General features: G+C 44.3%; 14 protein-coding genes. 7 read left to right on the top strand and 7 right to left on the bottom strand.

The window, feature by feature from the left end; genetic code table 11:
- Positions 1–69: 69 nt before the first annotated feature.
- Positions 70–1,803: an ABC transporter ATP-binding protein gene (locus AC6H04_RS05715; protein WP_497570776.1), complete on the top strand. Its 1,734-nt coding sequence runs from the start codon at positions 70–72 to the stop codon at positions 1,801–1,803.
- Entirely contained in the window at positions 1,796–3,598 is a 1,803-nt protein-coding gene (locus AC6H04_RS05720) for an ABC transporter ATP-binding protein (RefSeq protein ID WP_497570777.1), read from the top strand. Before AC6H04_RS05715 ends, AC6H04_RS05720 begins: the two co-directional genes overlap by 8 nt.
- A gap of 81 nt (positions 3,599–3,679) precedes the next feature.
- On the opposite strand, the gene AC6H04_RS05725 is transcribed toward AC6H04_RS05720, so the two are convergent.
- The gene (locus tag AC6H04_RS05725) at positions 3,680–3,802 is read right to left on the bottom strand and encodes a hypothetical protein (RefSeq protein WP_263850118.1); all 123 of its coding nucleotides are present in this window, start codon (positions 3,800–3,802) and stop codon (positions 3,680–3,682) included.
- Between the two features lie 185 nt (positions 3,803–3,987).
- Between AC6H04_RS05725 and AC6H04_RS05730 the strand changes: the two genes are divergently transcribed.
- Entirely contained in the window at positions 3,988–5,124 is a 1,137-nt protein-coding gene (locus AC6H04_RS05730; protein ID WP_497570778.1) for a YibE/F family protein, read from the top strand.
- Complete coding sequence (locus AC6H04_RS05735; RefSeq protein WP_497570779.1) at positions 5,103–5,864, top strand: YibE/F family protein; 762 nt, start codon at positions 5,103–5,105, stop codon at positions 5,862–5,864. The genes AC6H04_RS05730 and AC6H04_RS05735 overlap by 22 nt, the downstream gene beginning before the upstream one ends.
- 253 nt (positions 5,865–6,117) lie before the next feature.
- On the opposite strand, the gene AC6H04_RS05740 is transcribed toward AC6H04_RS05735, so the two are convergent.
- The 3 genes from AC6H04_RS05740 to AC6H04_RS05750 all read right to left on the bottom strand — a co-directional run bounded on the left by AC6H04_RS05740 (position 6,118) and on the right by AC6H04_RS05750 (position 8,346).
- Positions 6,118–7,122, bottom strand: a complete 1,005-nt coding sequence (locus AC6H04_RS05740; protein ID WP_497570780.1) for a peptidoglycan recognition protein family protein — start codon at positions 7,120–7,122, stop codon at positions 6,118–6,120.
- 289 nt (positions 7,123–7,411) lie between these two features.
- Positions 7,412–7,876 carry a Fur family transcriptional regulator gene (locus AC6H04_RS05745; protein WP_497570781.1) on the bottom strand — a complete coding sequence of 155 codons (465 nt, stop codon included), beginning with the start codon at positions 7,874–7,876 and terminating at the stop codon, positions 7,412–7,414.
- An 80-nt stretch (positions 7,877–7,956) separates the two neighbouring features.
- Positions 7,957–8,346 carry a GNAT family N-acetyltransferase gene (locus AC6H04_RS05750; RefSeq protein ID WP_497570782.1) on the bottom strand — a complete coding sequence of 130 codons (390 nt, stop codon included), beginning with the start codon at positions 8,344–8,346 and terminating at the stop codon, positions 7,957–7,959.
- A 177-nt stretch (positions 8,347–8,523) separates the two neighbouring features.
- On the opposite strand from AC6H04_RS05750, the gene AC6H04_RS05755 reads away from it, so the two are divergent.
- The 3 genes from AC6H04_RS05755 to AC6H04_RS05765 all read left to right on the top strand — a co-directional run bounded on the left by AC6H04_RS05755 (position 8,524) and on the right by AC6H04_RS05765 (position 10,928).
- On the top strand, positions 8,524–9,567 hold the full coding sequence (locus AC6H04_RS05755; protein ID WP_497570783.1) for a lactonase family protein: 1,044 nt from the start codon (positions 8,524–8,526) through the stop codon (positions 9,565–9,567).
- A 197-nt stretch (positions 9,568–9,764) separates the two neighbouring features.
- Entirely contained in the window at positions 9,765–10,046 is a 282-nt protein-coding gene (locus AC6H04_RS05760) for a hypothetical protein (RefSeq protein WP_497570784.1), read from the top strand.
- Between the two features lie 174 nt (positions 10,047–10,220).
- On the top strand, positions 10,221–10,928 hold the full coding sequence (locus AC6H04_RS05765) for an SGNH/GDSL hydrolase family protein (RefSeq protein WP_497570785.1): 708 nt from the start codon (positions 10,221–10,223) through the stop codon (positions 10,926–10,928).
- 275 nt (positions 10,929–11,203) lie between these two features.
- On the opposite strand, the gene AC6H04_RS05770 is transcribed toward AC6H04_RS05765, so the two are convergent.
- Genes AC6H04_RS05770 through AC6H04_RS05780 form a run of 3 tightly spaced genes read right to left on the bottom strand, consistent with a single transcriptional unit; the run spans position 11,204 to position 15,179 of the window.
- Positions 11,204–12,097 (bottom strand): sce7725 family protein, encoded by an 894-nt coding sequence (locus tag AC6H04_RS05770; protein ID WP_497570786.1) that lies wholly within the window; start codon positions 12,095–12,097, stop codon positions 11,204–11,206.
- Positions 12,094–12,789, bottom strand: coding sequence for a PH domain-containing protein (locus AC6H04_RS05775; RefSeq protein ID WP_497570787.1), 696 nt, complete (start codon positions 12,787–12,789; stop codon positions 12,094–12,096). Before AC6H04_RS05775 ends, AC6H04_RS05770 begins: the two co-directional genes overlap by 4 nt.
- On the bottom strand, positions 12,786–15,179 hold the full coding sequence (locus AC6H04_RS05780; protein ID WP_497570788.1) for a helicase C-terminal domain-containing protein: 2,394 nt from the start codon (positions 15,177–15,179) through the stop codon (positions 12,786–12,788). Before AC6H04_RS05780 ends, AC6H04_RS05775 begins: the two co-directional genes overlap by 4 nt.
- Positions 15,180–15,533: the final 354 nt, after the last annotated feature.

Here is a 15,533-nt window from a genome sequence, read left to right on the forward strand (position 1 = left end):
TTCTTCCATAAATTTAACGAGACTCATGGTAAACTTACGGTAATTTCAGTACGTGGGGGTGTGTAAGCAATGCTGCACACGTTATTAAAATCGGTACGTGAATACCGGCTTCAAACAATGGTGTCACCGTTACTCGTGATTTCAGAATCTGCCATTGAGACGTTTATCCCGTTTTTAATGGCCGCCATTATTGACCAAGGGATTCGTCCGGGCAACTTATCAGTTGTGATTAAAGTTGGCGGATTGCTCCTGTTGATGTCAGCAGTATCCCTGACGTTAGGTGCCAGTGCCAGTTGGTTTTCAAGTCAGGCGGCAGCTGGTTTTGCTAAAAATTTAAGGCATGATCTCTTCAGTCGAATTCAAACCTTTTCCTTTCAAAATTTAGATCATTTTGCCACTTCTAGTTTAGTTACTCGCCTGACCACCGATATTACGAATATTCAAACAGCGTATCAGATGTTGATTCGGGTGGCAGTTCGTGCGCCTTCCATGCTGCTATTTTCCATCATCATGGCGTTTTTAGTCAGTCGCCAAGCGGGCTGGTTATTTGTGTGCGTGGTTCCGGTGCTGGCAATTGGGTTGTTCTGGATCGTCAAGCAATCTCGACCACTATTTCGACAGGTATTTCGTCAGTATGATAAGTTAAACCGAGTGGTCAGAGAAAATCTTCGTGGTATTCGGGTAGTGAAAACGTACGGGCAGCAGGGCGCTGAAATCTCTAAGTTTCGACAGGCGGCAAAAGAAATCGCTCAGGTTTTCGCTAAGGCACAACGAATCGTTGCTCTAAACATGCCGCTGATGCAATTTGTAATCAGTACGACCATGCTGATTTTATCTTGGCTTGGCGCTAAGTTGATTGTTGGTAAGACACTAGAGATTGGCCAATTCGTCAGTTTGTTTACGTACAGCATTTCGATTTTATACAGTTTGAACATGCTAGCCATGATTTTTTCTCAGTTATCAGTCTCACAGGCTTCTGCAGAACGTGCGGTGGAAGTGCTGGAGACGGCGCCAGATATCGTTGCGCTGCCGGATGCTGAAACCGAAGTCACGGATGGCAGGATTGATTTTGAACACGTCTCGTTCAGTTATCCCGGCACCGATGACGATCAGCTAAAAGACGTTAACCTGCACATTAAGAGTGGTGCGGTGGTGGGCATTATTGGTGAAACAGGGACTTCTAAAACGACTCTGGTATCATTGATTCCACGACTATACGATGTTTCTAGTGGCGTTGTTCGGGTTGGCGGAAAGAATGTGCGGCAATACAATTTAAAAACTTTACGGGATCAAGTTGCCATGGTGCTGCAGAATACCATTTTATTTTCGGGTACAGTTCGAGAAAATTTACAATGGGGTAATCCAGCTGCCACGGATGAACAGCTTAATCAGGTGCTTCAGCAGGCTCAAGCCAAGGATTTTGTGGATCATTTACCAGCAGGTTTGGATACCAGAATTGAGCAGACGGGTCAAAATGTTTCGGGTGGTCAGCGTCAGCGGCTGACGATTGCACGAGCGCTGTTGAAACAGCCGAAGATCCTAATCTTGGATAATGCTACCAGTGCCACCGATACGCAGACCGAGGCACGGATTCGTCAAGCGTTTAAACGGGACTTGCCTGAGGTTACTAAGCTGATGATCACTCAGCGAATCGGCAGTATTATTGATGCTGATCAAATCATTATCATGAAGCGTGGCGGTATTGAAGCCGTTGGGACCCATAACGAATTGATGGACTCTAATCAATGGTATCGGCAACTCTACCAAGCACAGCAGAAGACAAGAGGTGACCGCCATGAATAAGCGACGTGAGACCTTCTGGCGCCTTTTAAAACTGTTGGTGAGTGATTATAAGGGTTGGCTGAGTATCAGCCTAATAGCCATTATTTTAAGCGCTTTATCAGGGGTGGCTGGTTCACTATTCATTCAACGGTTAATCGATCACTACATCCTGCCGTTGACCCGTGTTGCGAAGCCAGATTTTAAACCGCTATTGGTGGCAATCGGTGTGATGGCGGCTATTTTCTACGTTGGAGTGATTGCTACCGTGATTTATTCGCAAATCATGGCGGTGATTGGTCAACGGATTCAAGAGTCGATTAGAAACCAGATGTTTGAGAAAATGCAGGAGCTACCGCTGCGTTACTTTGATCAAAACGACTACGGTAACGTTATGAGTCGCTACACAAACGATGTGGATACGTTGATGCAGTTAATTACGCAAAGTTTTCCTCAGTTTGTGGTAGCGCTGTTTAACGTGACCTTCGCACTAGCAGCTATGCTGTTTTTGAGTCCCGTATTGACCTTAGTTTCGCTGACTATTTTTGCTGCCAGCATTGTGATCGTACGGTGGCTGACTCATCGCAGTGCCAGGTATTTTCGAGCTCAGCAAGCTTCCCTGGGTAAGCTGAATGCCTTTGTGGAAGAAATGCTGAATGGCGAACGGGTGATTAAAGTGTTTTCCCACGAAAAACAGGTGCAAGCCGAGTTTGAAACGTACAATGACGCGCTGCGTAACGATGCCAGATACGCCAATGGGTTTGCCACCATGCTTTTTCCCATCATGGGTAATATGGGAAATTTGCTGTACGTTTTAATTGCAGTATTAGGGGGTGGCTTAGCAATCATGCACCCGACGCTGATTACTTTGGGGACAATTGCTGCGTTTTTGCAGTTAAGCCGTTCATTTAGTCAGCCAATCGCGCAGATTTCGCAGCAATTAAATTCAATCGTGCAGGCCATGGCGGGTGCTGGGCGAATTTTTCAATTGCTTGATGAGACTCCTGAAGATGATCAAGGAACCACCACGTTGGTCAAGGAGGGTGAGAGCTGGTTCTGGCAGCCAGTAGATACTTCACGACCACGGGTGCCGGTAAAGGGGAACATTAAATTTGCTCACGTGAACTTTACCTATCCACAATCCAACGTTGGGTTACATGATTTAAGTTTTGAAGCACAAGCAGGCACGAAAATAGCCCTAGTTGGCGAGACCGGGGCTGGGAAGACGACCACTACTAACATGCTTAATCGGTTTTACGATATTGATAGCGGTCAGATTATGTATGATGGGGTGGATATTGCAACCATTAAGAAGGCCGATTTGCGTCGGGCATTAGCGATTGTTCTGCAGGATACGCACTTGTTTACGGGTACTATCAGGGATAATATTCGTTATGGTATTCCCGATGCTGACGATTCGGCAGTGATTGCTGCGGCTCAGTTGGCGCGGGCGGATGTCTTCATTAATGAGTTACCAGCAGGATACGATACGGAGATTACTGGCGATGGTGAGGAATTGTCGTCCGGGCAACGTCAAATGCTGGCTATTGCCCGTGCCGCAATCGTGGATCCGCCAGTGATGATTTTAGATGAAGCAACCTCTAATATTGATACCCGAACAGAGCGTTTGGTTCAGGCAGGAATGGATAATTTGATGGCTAACCGAACGACCTTTGTGATTGCGCATCGACTATCTACGGTGTTTAACGCAGATTTGATTTTGGTGATCGATAATGGTCGGATCATTGAGCGGGGTACTCACGAGGAATTACTGCAGCATCGTGGGCGATACTATGAACTCTATCAGGGATTGGCATAGAAAAAAGGTCTCATTTAAGTGACCATGCATAGTCGCTTAAATGAGACCTTTTTTACCTGCAATGCTTGCAATCAACAAGAATTACTTCTTGTTTTCGCTCTTAAGCCATTGTTGCAAGTTTGAAATTTCTTTTTGGCGCTTGGCGTCCTTCTTTTGGTTCACTGGACGACGGCCTTGTACGCCATGTGGATGTGCTTTTCTCATGTGTCTAACCCTCACTTCTTGAATATGGTGTAATCAATCACTCGACCATTCTACCCTATATACCCACTCAATTGCAAGAATAGTTGTTGAAAAAAGTAAAAACTAACGGTTAGTTTAAATCTTTTGGCGCTTTGAATCCCACAACGGCCATATGATATGATGGTTTGTGACAAGGTGGTAGTGACATGATAATTGGAGCAAAAAAAAGGCATTTATTTTGGCAACACTGGTGGCCCTACTTGGTGGTCATCTTAGGTGCGTTGCTGGTATTTGGTGTGGCCCATGATGATCAACTGTACCAAACACCCATTTTAAAAATTCAATCAGTTAAGCAACTCAGTTCAGAAAAACAGTCTGATCAATTCAATAATGAGGATCGTCAAGTTGAACAGAAATTACACGGTATAATTACCAACGGCAGTAATAAGGGAAAAAAGTTAACCATTGAGAATACTTATTTGAAGTCGCAAGCCACGACGCTGGGTTACCATCGTGGTCAAAAGGTATTTCTAACCATACACCACAATCGGGGGCAGATTTCGGCAGCCATTAGTAATCTCAAACGGGACACAGCGTTGGCTTTTACACTCTGGCTGACCGTTAGTCTTCTATTAATACTAATGCGGTTTAGTGGCTTGATGGCACTTGCCAGCGTCGTTGTGAACGGGGTTTTGTTCTGGTTGGCAGTTAGTTGGAACACCCATACTCAAGGTGGCATCGTTCTGGTTATTTTTGGTGGTTTAGCGATTGTTTTTGCGGCGTTAACGCTGCTGATCGTGATTGGTTTTAATCGGCAGATGTTAATGACGCTACTGGCAACGATTGGGGGCACCGCGATTTCCATCGTAGTGGCATTGGCTGTTTTTGCGCTGACCCATGAACGTGGCGTGTATTATGAGTCCATGCAGTATGTGACGCAGTTGCCACGACCGCTGTTTCTAGCAGAAACCATTTTGGGCTCCTTGGGGGCAGTCATGGATGAATCCACGGATATTATTGCGTCACTAATGGCGTTAAAAACGGAGAAACCCGATATTTCAGCCAAACAAATTTTTAAATCTGGTAGGCAAATCGGCGGCGAGATCATGGGGCCTTTAGTCAATGTATTATTCTTTATTTTCGTGGCGGAGACTTTACCGCTGGCGTTGCTTTTTCTGAAAAATGCCAACTCCTGGGGGTATACCTTCAATATGACCATGTCGCTTGGGGTGGTCCAAAGTCTCATTAGCGGGATTGGTATCGTATTGACGATTCCACTTGCCTGTGGCATTACAAGTCTAATGATTGGAGGTCATAAGTCATGGGGACGATTACGGCACTAGGATTACTGTTACTCATTTGCATGGTTGCTGTGGGTGGTACTCAGGGATTGCAGGCCTGGATTAGTCTACTCTTTAACTTTGCTGCACTGTTCTTTTCCATGGTGCTGATGGCCTTTCACTTTTCACCAGTTTTAGTGACGTTGGTGACGGGGATTATCGTGCTTGCGATGACCATTTTTCTTGGTGGCAATGATTCAAACAGTACCATGGTAGCTTTCTATGCTTCTGTGGCGGTCTTGATCCTGCTGGTGATTTTAATCATCCCGGTTGAACACTGGGCGCAGATTCAGGGGTTTGGGCAGGAAGATAGTGAAGATTTAGAAGGGATGTCCACGATTTTAGGCATCAGCTATTTAAACGTGGCCATTTCCACGGCAATTTTGAGTACATTAGGGGCCATTGCCGAAGCAGCCATTGCGATTGCTGCCGGATTAGCTGAAATACTAGAGCAACATCCGAAAATTACTTTGAAGAATTTACAGGCTGCGGGTTTTAAAGTGGGTTCTCAAATTATTGGGACGACGTTTAACACCTTGTTTTTTGGGTTCTTCGGTGGTTTTTTAGCGCTGTTCATCTGGTTTGCAGGTGTGCATTATTCCTTAGGTGAAATTTTAAATGACAAAATATTGGTTGGGGAAGTGTTAATGGTTCTGTTCTCCATGATGTCAGTGATTGCCACGATTCCGTTAACAACTTGGGCAATGGTGGCTAGTGAAAGACAGGCTAGAAAAAAAGTGTGAAACAACTCTGGAATCTGAGTTGTGAAACAGATTTAGGCTAGGTAGAAGTATTGAACAAAAGTAAATTTTTATAAGTCGAGAAAGCAGACAAAACTTTTATCAACATAGACTTATGTCACTGCTTCACACGTTTCTTAAACGTGCTCAAACAAGCAGAGAGTTGCAAATAAGGCACAGCCAATGGAAATCCCAAAACCAGGATTTTCATTGGCTGTGCCTTATTCTCCACTCTCTAAATGCTTATTTTCACACTCTATTTATCTAAATCAACGGCACCAGAGTAAGCCCAGTACTGCTTAGCGTTCTTTGCGGTGCTGAAGGTGAAACGGTACCAAGTTGTACCGGCTTTGTCCTTCACACCCTTATCGTTGATGTAAACCTTCTTGCCTGCAGCGGCACCGACAGATGACCAGCTGTACTTGGAAGTGTTAGCATATGCGTTCTTAACGTGATTATACAAACGATAGTTAGCATACTGACTTGAAAGTTTACCAGTAGTAGTCAGCTTACTGTAAGTGACTTTATCCAGTGGCGTAGCGGAAGCTGAACTACTTGGTGTTGAAGCAGAACCACTAAAATCACTGTAGTAGTATGAGTGGACTAACTGATAGAAGGCGGCCATGTTGTAGCTTTGGCCGAAGTATTTCTTACCAGTCGTTGAGTAATAACCCACTGGATCGGTATGATCAGAGCCACCAAGGTGTTTGGCAACTGAACCGTGAGACCAAACCGTACCTTTACCGTCATAGGCAGCGTCGTTTGGCTTCAAACCATATTGATGGAGCAAGTAGGCTGTGTACCAAGCCGCGTTGGCAACTTCGTGAGCAAAGGCGCTCTTGCTGTGGACTTCGACTTGTTCGAATTGAACAAAGCGGGCGTTACCAGGGAACCCAACACCCCAAGCAAGGTAGTTGGTATTCGCAATGTTAATGATCCGAGAAGCATCAACGAAAGAGTGAACAAAAGCGTTATTGTAATGTGCCTTCATATAGGCAATTTCGTTGTAAATAGTGGAACTTGGGTTGGCCGTTTCGTGCACGACCACGCCCTCTGGTTTACCAACACCATGCCGGTAAGCATTCTTAGGAAAGCCACTCCAAATGGTTTTGGTCACCTTAGCAGGTTTAATCTTTTGACTTGAAATATAATTATTTACGGCTGAACTGGCAGCGTGAGCAGTGGTTGTACTGGCTGCACTCACTGTGAATAATGTCAGTAATCCAGTAAGTAATAATGAAAACTTTGGCAATTTCTTCACATTTATCATCTCTCTATAAACATATTTTTAATGAACGGTCGATTCATTCTCTGGAATCATACTACCGAGAAAAAGGCTGCTTGACAAGCTAGCAACAGTCGCTGAGCCTGTAATATTACAGGCTTAGACGTTGTCTTGGTAGGCTAAACTGAGCTTGTTTTCATTCATGTTAAAAACAGGTAACAAAACGCTTAAGCCATTAATTTTAGATTTCAGTCAGGTATCTAAAAAACCGGCTCAACTTTGAAGTTAAAGTTAACCCGGTTTTGCGTTTAAAGTTAGGCGTTATTTACGAAGCTCGCGTAATGCCTTTAGCTTGGCATTCTGGGCAGAGACCATAAAGCTCGATGTGGCAGGAGTTGAAATCATAACCAGACTGTTTTTGAGCCGTGTTTTCCAGCATACTAGCGATTTGTGGCAAATTGGGATCATAAATATCAGTCACTTTACCGCAGTTTTCGCAAATAGCGTGATAGTGAGGTTGACCGAAGAAATCGTACCGAACACCACCATTTTCGTTAGGAATCTCAATAACAATTCCCAGTTCAACGAAAAGGTTCAGTGTATTATACACGGTGGCAAGACTAAGAGAAGCCATTTTGGGAGCCAATTCCTTATAGATTTCTTCTACCGGCGGATGATTTTCATGAGTCATTAAGTAGTCTAGAATTAATTTACGCTGAGGAGTGATTCGAACATGCTGTTCGCGGAGCTTAGCAAGCGCAGCGTTAAGGGTTGCATCGGGTTCTTTCATGATTATAATCTCCTTTCACATTAGAGTAATTATTAGTTACCCTTATTAAAACACTTTTTTTAGAAAGATTCCAGAAAGCCTCATTTTAATTTAATGACTAAATGAGTATTCAGAAGCTGATTTTTGGAAAATTCGGCCATGTAAGTTTTGATTTCTTCAACTAATGCCTGATCATCATCGTTCACCCGGGTAATTGTGAGCTCAGCCTTTTCAGATGTGTCATTGGCTGGCGTCAAGGTAACAATGCCCAGGAAGTGATCGGTTTGCTTATCCCCAACACCCCAGGTTAGTGCTCGATCGTTCATGACAGTGCTCATTTCACGGTTGATATAGTTGGCCGTTTCAATCATTGATTCATTGGGATTAACGGTTTGACGTAAAGCGTTGATGTCCTTCACTTTAAAATTAGTCAGCCAATTCAACTGATAATGCGGCGTTAATATTGGGTGGTAAAGTTCAAATTTTTCCATGGAAATACTTCCTTTTTGTGAGTGAATGTCTACGAGTGTACCATAAAATGCACCTGATTCGAACCCTTTCAACCAAGTAAAAATAATCACAAAGAAATCATTCACCTTTTAGGGTCGGACTAGACCTGTGCTATAATTGACGTTGAATTTAATATTAAGCATAGTGGAGGATTGAACATGATTGAAACATTTTTAATCGGTACCTATACGCATAAGAGCAGTGAAGGTGTTTACGAACTGCAATTAGACACTGAAAAGAAGCAGTTACAAAACCTTGAATTAGTTGGCCGCGCTGGCAACCCAACCTACGTTGCCGAATCAAAGGCACATAAGGTTTACGCTATTGACGCGGAATCAGAAGATGGCAAGAAGATTGGTGGTTTGAAGGTCTTTGATGCTAGTGAAAAGCCGTTTAAGGAACTGGATAAAAATCTGATTGCTGGACCCAACCCAGCTTATGTTGCTGTTGATGAAGACCGTCAATTAGTTTTTACGGCTAATTATCATACTGGTGTCGTTATCGTCTATAAGATCAATGATGATGGCACGTTGACAACCGCAGACACCACTCAACATACTGGTGCCGTTGGTCCTGCTCCAGAACAGCAGGATGGACCACACCCACACTTTGCTGATTTAACACCGGATAAGCGGTTAGTGTCATGCGACCTCGGTGAAGACGTGGTTTACCTTTATGATCTAAGTGATGACGGCAAATTAACCGAGAAGTCTCAGTTCAAGTGTGCTGCCGGTTTTGGTCCACGGCACATCGTTTTCAATACTGACAAAAACGTCGCTTATTTAGTTGGTGAACTTGGCAGCGGCGTTGATGTATTGGACTATGATGCAGAAGCTGGTAAGTTTACTTTGCGGGAAGAATTAACGACCATTCCACGTGACTGGACTGCTCATAACGGTGCCGCTGCGATCCGTCTATCTAGCGACAACAAATTCCTCTACGTTTCTAACCGTGGGTACAACTCCATTGCAACTTTCAAGGTTGAAGATAACGGCGAATTAACGATGATTGATCAAATCCCATCAGAGGGTGACTTCCCGCGTGACTTCAACTTCAATGCGGACGAAAGTTTCATTATCTTAGTTAACCAGAACACTGATAACGCAACGTTGTACAGTCGTGACGCTGATACTGGTAAATTAACTTTAGTTCAAAAGGACTTTAAGGTACCAGAAGGTGTTTGCGTAGCACCCGTCAAATAAGTAAAACAACGCGCATAAATAAGATTTATCTAAGCATTCTCATTTTAAAAAGCCCGTGTCTATCACCTTTAGGACACGGGCTTTTTGACTGTATTAGAACTTGCTAAAACCTCCTGTAAATCCCTATAAAACAACGTTGGAAGCGTTACAATGTCCTTGGTTAGATAACCAATTATCAGGATAGGAGTGAGTTAGACATGATGAATCGAATTAATCTTCAGTTGGTGGCCATGAAACGAGAGGTAACGTGGGGGCGAGTCTTGTTATTAGCACTGAACCTGGTCACCTTCATCAGCCTGATTCTGGGGACTTCGGAGTTCTTATTCGCATTTTTACTGTTTGCCAGCCTCGTTCTTTTTAGCGGTCACTTTATGGTTTTTGATACAACGAAGCAGGCACGAGGATTACAGGAATTAGACTTGTGGTTGATTGGTTTAACGTTAGCTGCAGGCTATCTAAAATTAGTTTTTGGTATTTAAAACGAGAACAGTCACTTAATTATGAATCGACGGATGGTGGATATTCTGATTTAGGATATCCATTTTTCTGTGCGCCAATGAACACTTTGACTTATCCGTGCTGGGTAATTCAGTAAAATAGAGCCTAAGAATGTTAAAATAGGGGAAACAGCAATAGAGGGAGAAAAAAGCGTAATGAAGCGACATGCAGCTCCAAGAAAACCAATACTAAAACGGCCCATTTTCTGGGTGATTCTCGTTGTAATCGTGTTGATCGGTGGTTTCGCAGTTGGGCATAAATCGATTGCCAATTTATTCGGTCAAACAACGACTACTAAACCCAAGCCAAAACCAAAACCGATTAAGCTAACGGCCTCAGAAAAAAAGGTGGCCCAGAAGTATCATTTAAGTCCTAAGGCAACGGTCAAGGCGCATCATGCTAAGATCACAGCCATTGGTGATTCAGTCATGGTTGATATTGTGCCAGAAATGAAGCAGGTTTTTCCCAATGCTCAAGTTGATGGCGCTGTGGGACGACAATTTTATGATTTACCGAAGATTGCTCAAAATTTAAAGAACGAACATCAATTGGCGGATACCGTCGTGGTTAATCTGGGGACTAACGGACCGCCAAGGAAGGCCGATATTTCACGTTTCCTCAAAGTAGTGGGCAATAAACGGCAGGTCTACTGGATTAATACCCACGTGCCGACGCAAAAATGGCAGGATCAAACCAATCAGATGATTGCTTCAATTGCCAACAGTATCCCTAACGTGCACATGGTGGATTGGCATGGTCTCAGTAAGGATCAGCCAACTTGGTTTGCGGATGATAATGTGCATTTACAAACGAAGGGTGCCATTGCGTACGTGGGGTTGTTGGCGAAGACGATGAAAAAGTAAGAGTGTGAAAACAAGCGGTTAGAGAGCGGAGTGTAAGTCAGGCAAGGCAAAAATCCCGCACTTGGATTTATGTCTTGCCTGACTTACATGCAGCTCTCTGCTTGTTTGAACACGTTTAGGGAAGTGAAAAGCAAGGCAAAAATCCCGCACTTGGATTTATGTCTTGCCTGACTTATATGCGGCTCTCTGCTTGTTTGAACACGTTTATGAGAGTGGAGAGAAATACCAAAAACGTCATTCCAATTTGGAGTGGCGTTTTTGGTATTCACGCTGAATTAATCTAACGCTAAGTAGTGTTCCATAATCTCCAAATGGTGTTCAATCGTCAGCGCCTTCAGAACACCCATACCAGGGAAGTGGTGTTGATCTGACAACGCGACTAGCTTGGCGGTAGCGGTTGTCTGATTTTCTGCAGGTTGCGTCTTGATCCATTGAACTGCCTTGGTTAAGGCTTCAAAGTATTTTTCCCGTTGGTGTTTAAAATCATCGTGTTGGTCAGAAACAAAATGGTGGATGCGTACCTGATGATCAGCTAAATAAACTAAGTGTAGCGTGACCGTGCGACTAGGATGACCACGTTCAAAGTAGGCAGCTCCTTGAGTCAAATAATCACTAAAGCCAATTTCCTGATATTGATGGGCAAACTCGATATCGTTAGACCAAAAACTATCTGGCATCGTTGAAAATTCAAAACTGTGTTCCGGCACGGCGTAATGATCAAATAAGTGACCGAAACGGCGACCAGCAAGCAGTTGACGGATGCGAGCTTCGGGTGGTGTCAAAAGTGTAGCTGACTGAGGTAACCAGTCGTGATCGAGAAATAATTTTAAATCAGCGTAGTGTTGAACGATTACTAGGCTGTTATCTAAAAGGTTGGGGGGTAATAGCGGTGTTAAAACGTAGGCTCGTTGAATGCCAGGCTGTTCAAACAAGTCGTTGATGGGATAGCGTTTAGCGGCCTGATAATCATAGTGATCGACTTGGGGATTCTGGATAACTGCTAATCGGTGGTGATACTGGGCAAACGTTTTGATTGTTTTCGGCAGTGCGGGTACGTCACGCACCGGCTCAATAATGGGCACAATGTCAGCGGTGTAGTGACGTTCAGCAAATTCAGTTAGCGCGCGCAGGTCATACTGACGACCGCGAAAATAAGGATAATAAATCATTTTTGCTTCGCCTCGTAGAGTTGGTGTTGCAGTTTGGCAATTTCTAAGTTTAGCGCGTCCACTTCTTCTTGCAGCGCTGTGACCGCGTTAGCACGCGTTTCGTCAATAAAGCGGTCGTAAAAATTGTTTTCTGGATCATAAATGTCGTAGTGCTGATGGCGTTTTTTTAGTTCTTTGAAGAGCCGGTCAGTGGCATACTGACTGATGCCCGTTTCCACTCGTTTAGCTTTGCGAACTTCCCGGGCAAGCGAGTAAAGAAAGTGACGCATCAATTCGCCTTGATCAAGGGCGATTTGTTGGTACCGCGGTTTCTTTTCAACGGTGAGATAGCCGGGTGCTAAGACGGGTTCAGTGGCAGCAGCTAATTGGGTGGGATCATATTTTTGATAGCTGAGGACGCCAATCTCTGCCGGAATTTCATCTGCGACTTCTTGATAGAGGGATAGTGGCAGGACGAAGTAGTTGTAGTTACCGATAAATGAAAGTTTGGCGTGGGAATGAAAATCACTTTTAGTCACCTTTAATTCGTAGCAACGCCACTCGTCTTCACCGTTTGGTAAATGCTGATAGCTTAAAGTGTCCACAATTCCTTGATCATCAGGCATCGTGACTTCTTCTACCGCGATACTGCCAGCTTCAATACAAGTTTCATACAGTGTTTTTTCCAGTTCTAGTGTGAGTTTTGTTTTCAAGATTGGCTCGGCTCCTTATCGGTCATTTCCCAGAAATGTTCAATGGTGGGGGCTAGTTCATTAGCGCTGTGCAGAATACGGTGATACTGCCAATGCGGTGGGAAGTAGCGGGTATAGCGCTGACTGGCAAATCGCTGATCCATCAAGAGAATGACGCCTTGGTCAGAAGTACTGCGAATTAATCGGCCTGCTGCCTGAAAGACGTGGTTCAAACCAGGGATTTGATAAGCGTATTCGAAACCCGGTTCACCCTGCGAGTCGAAGTAGTCCCGTAGCAAATTATTTTCCGTGCTCAACCCTGGTAATCCTACGCTAACGATTGCCACACCAATCAGCCGGTTAGCGGTTAAATCGATGCCCTCAGAAAACAACCCACCTAAAATAGCAAAACCAACTAGTGACTCATCTGGGTTGGGCTGGAAGGCGGCCAAAAAACTTGACCGGTCTGACTCGCTCATGTTGGGGGCTTGAGTGACGGTTTGCAGATCTGGATAGGCCGTTTTGAACGCTAAACTAACGGTACTTAGAAAGCTGTAGGAAGGTAGAAAGACGAGGTAATTACCCGTTTTACCGTTCACTAACGTTTTGATACTGGTGATAATTTTAGCTAAGTTAGCTTCCCGACTACGATAAGTCGTACTGATATAGTCGGTGATCAAAATACTTTGATGTTTTGGCGGGAACGGTGAGGGTAACTGATAGCAGAGGCTGTCACTATTGCCACCGAGGACACGCTGATAATAATCCAGTGGTGAAAGCGTAGCTGAAAATAGCACTGCACCACGGCCCTTATCCAGACAGTCTCGTAGAAATGCGCTGGGATCTAGGCACAGTTGCTTAAAGGTAATCTCCCGGTCATGATCATCACCTAAATTAATTTTGGTGCGATAAGTCTCATCGTAGAAGTCGGCGATCTTCAAGTAGCTTAAGCAGGCAAAGTAATAATCCAGAACGGCTTTGGTATAGTCGGTTTGTGGTCGTTGTTCGTCACCTAGCCAATCGCTGATATGATCACTGAGTTTTGTGACGGCTTTGTTGAAGTCATCGGCAGGATGGTTAAAGACACTTTCTTCTTCGCCACTTTCAATCAGCGGTCCTGCGACCTTAAAGAAGGCCCGGCGCATCGCCCGAAAAGCCCTTAGTAGGGTCGGTGTGCCTTCATCCGAATTTTTAGTGGCTGCAATCAGATCCGTCAATGACGCCAACGATAATTCCGTGGAGTACATATCCCGAGAACGGCTTACCAAGTTGTGTGCTTCGTCCACGAGAAAAAAGTTGTCATCGTCGTGGTCGACAGCGAAGAATCGCTGAAGGTAGACCTGTGGATCGAACAGATAGTTATAGTCACATATGATGACATCACAAAAGAGACTGATATCCAATGAAAATTCAAAGGGATCCAGTTGGTGTTTACGGGCATAAGTTTCCACGGTTTCTCGAGTAATGGCGGTCTCATTGGTTAAAATGTCTTTTAAACCAGGCTTTAAGCGGTCGTAATAGCCCACCATAAACGGGTTCTCTTCGGGCGATAGGTCCGTTTCTTCCGGAAAAGTGATCGTATCCTTAGCAGTTAGCGTAATGCTACGAAGGGTCAATCCCTGTTGGGCCATTAGCCCCAGTGCCTGCTCTGCGACTCGCCGGGTACTTTGTTTGGCAGTTAAATAAAAAAGTCGCTGAATTTGGTTTTCACCCATGGCTTTAATACACGGGAAGACCGTTGAAATGGTTTTTCCCGTACCAGTGGGTGCTTCAATGAATAGCTGTTTTTTTAGGCGTAATGCTTTGTAGACCGATACGGCAAGTTCACGCTGTCCCGTTCGGTAGTGGTCGAAAGGAAATGTTAGGTTTTTGATTGAAGTATTGCGACTATTTCGCAAATCGGCCTGTAGCTGCAGCCACGTTTCGTATTCAGCCGTTACCGAATTAAAAAATTCAGTGGCCTCGGTTAAGGTATAAGAAATTTTTCGCGTGGTCACTTCTTCGGTTGTCCGGCGATAGTAAGTCAACTGCAACGTTAACTGGGTCAGCTTCTCGTCGGTCATCAGGATATACGCGTACATCTTAGCCTGGCCCCAATACAGTGTGAGGGTGTTTTCGGTGAGATCATCAAAAGCTGCATCAGACGTTTTAATTTCCTCAATCAAGGTCTCGTTCCCGTTTAAAATGACCCCGTCAGCGCGACCATGGACTAAGTAGGGCTTACCTGCTAGTTCCACTTCATGTTCAAGACTATATTCTTTTTGGTAGTGCTCGCCACGTGATTTTTGAAGCATGCGGTGAATTTGAGCGCCTTCTAGAGCAGTATTCATGCTGTTCATGCTGGCATTAAGATCGCCAGAACGTAGCGTGAATTCTACTAGTTCGCGAATCCCTAATTTGGTGATTGTCATTTTTCGTTCCTCTTTGTTCATAGCTGAAATCCATTATAGCATGATACGTCATTAACGGTTTCCTGGTTGTAAAGGTCAAAAAAATTTAAAAAAGAACTTGTTTCTGGCAAATAAACAGGGTATGATATCAGCAATGAAACCTTTAACAAATAGTCCTGTGAGGCTAAGAAGGCACGATGAACTAGACGCAGAGTCTAGACTTTGGTGAACCTCTCTACCCACAGGCGGTAGAGAGGTTTTTGTTGTCTGACGATTTAATTGTCTCCCGTGAGAGCAAAACGTCCAAAGGATAAAACCCTAAAAGGCGCGCTTTGCAAACACGGCAAGGCGCGTTTATTTTAGGAGGAAAAAACT

The sequence above is a fragment of the Secundilactobacillus sp. MJ173 genome (assembly GCF_059704265.1).

Bases quoted from the DNA above. Each gene is read 5' to 3' on its own strand.
- AC6H04_RS05770 (WP_497570786.1), bottom strand. From the start codon at position 12,097: ATGATTTATTATCCTTATTTTCGCGGTCGTCAGTATGACCTGCGCGCG.
- AC6H04_RS05780 (WP_497570788.1), bottom strand. From the start codon at position 15,179: ATGACAATCACCAAATTAGGGATTCGCGAACTAGTAGAATTCACGCTA.
- AC6H04_RS05720 (WP_497570777.1), top strand. From the start codon at position 1,796: ATGAATAAGCGACGTGAGACCTTCTGGCGCCTTTTAAAACTGTTGGTG.
- AC6H04_RS05715 (WP_497570776.1), top strand. From the start codon at position 70: ATGCTGCACACGTTATTAAAATCGGTACGTGAATACCGGCTTCAAACA.
- AC6H04_RS05760 (WP_497570784.1), top strand. From the start codon at position 9,765: ATGATGAATCGAATTAATCTTCAGTTGGTGGCCATGAAACGAGAGGTA.
- AC6H04_RS05755 (WP_497570783.1), top strand. From the start codon at position 8,524: ATGATTGAAACATTTTTAATCGGTACCTATACGCATAAGAGCAGTGAA.
- AC6H04_RS05765 (WP_497570785.1), top strand. From the start codon at position 10,221: ATGAAGCGACATGCAGCTCCAAGAAAACCAATACTAAAACGGCCCATT.
- AC6H04_RS05735 (WP_497570779.1), top strand. From the start codon at position 5,103: ATGGGGACGATTACGGCACTAGGATTACTGTTACTCATTTGCATGGTT.
- AC6H04_RS05750 (WP_497570782.1), bottom strand. From the start codon at position 8,346: ATGGAAAAATTTGAACTTTACCACCCAATATTAACGCCGCATTATCAG.
- AC6H04_RS05725 (WP_263850118.1), bottom strand. From the start codon at position 3,802: ATGAGAAAAGCACATCCACATGGCGTACAAGGCCGTCGTCCAGTGAAC.
- AC6H04_RS05745 (WP_497570781.1), bottom strand. From the start codon at position 7,876: ATGAAAGAACCCGATGCAACCCTTAACGCTGCGCTTGCTAAGCTCCGC.
- AC6H04_RS05730 (WP_497570778.1), top strand. From the start codon at position 3,988: ATGATAATTGGAGCAAAAAAAAGGCATTTATTTTGGCAACACTGGTGG.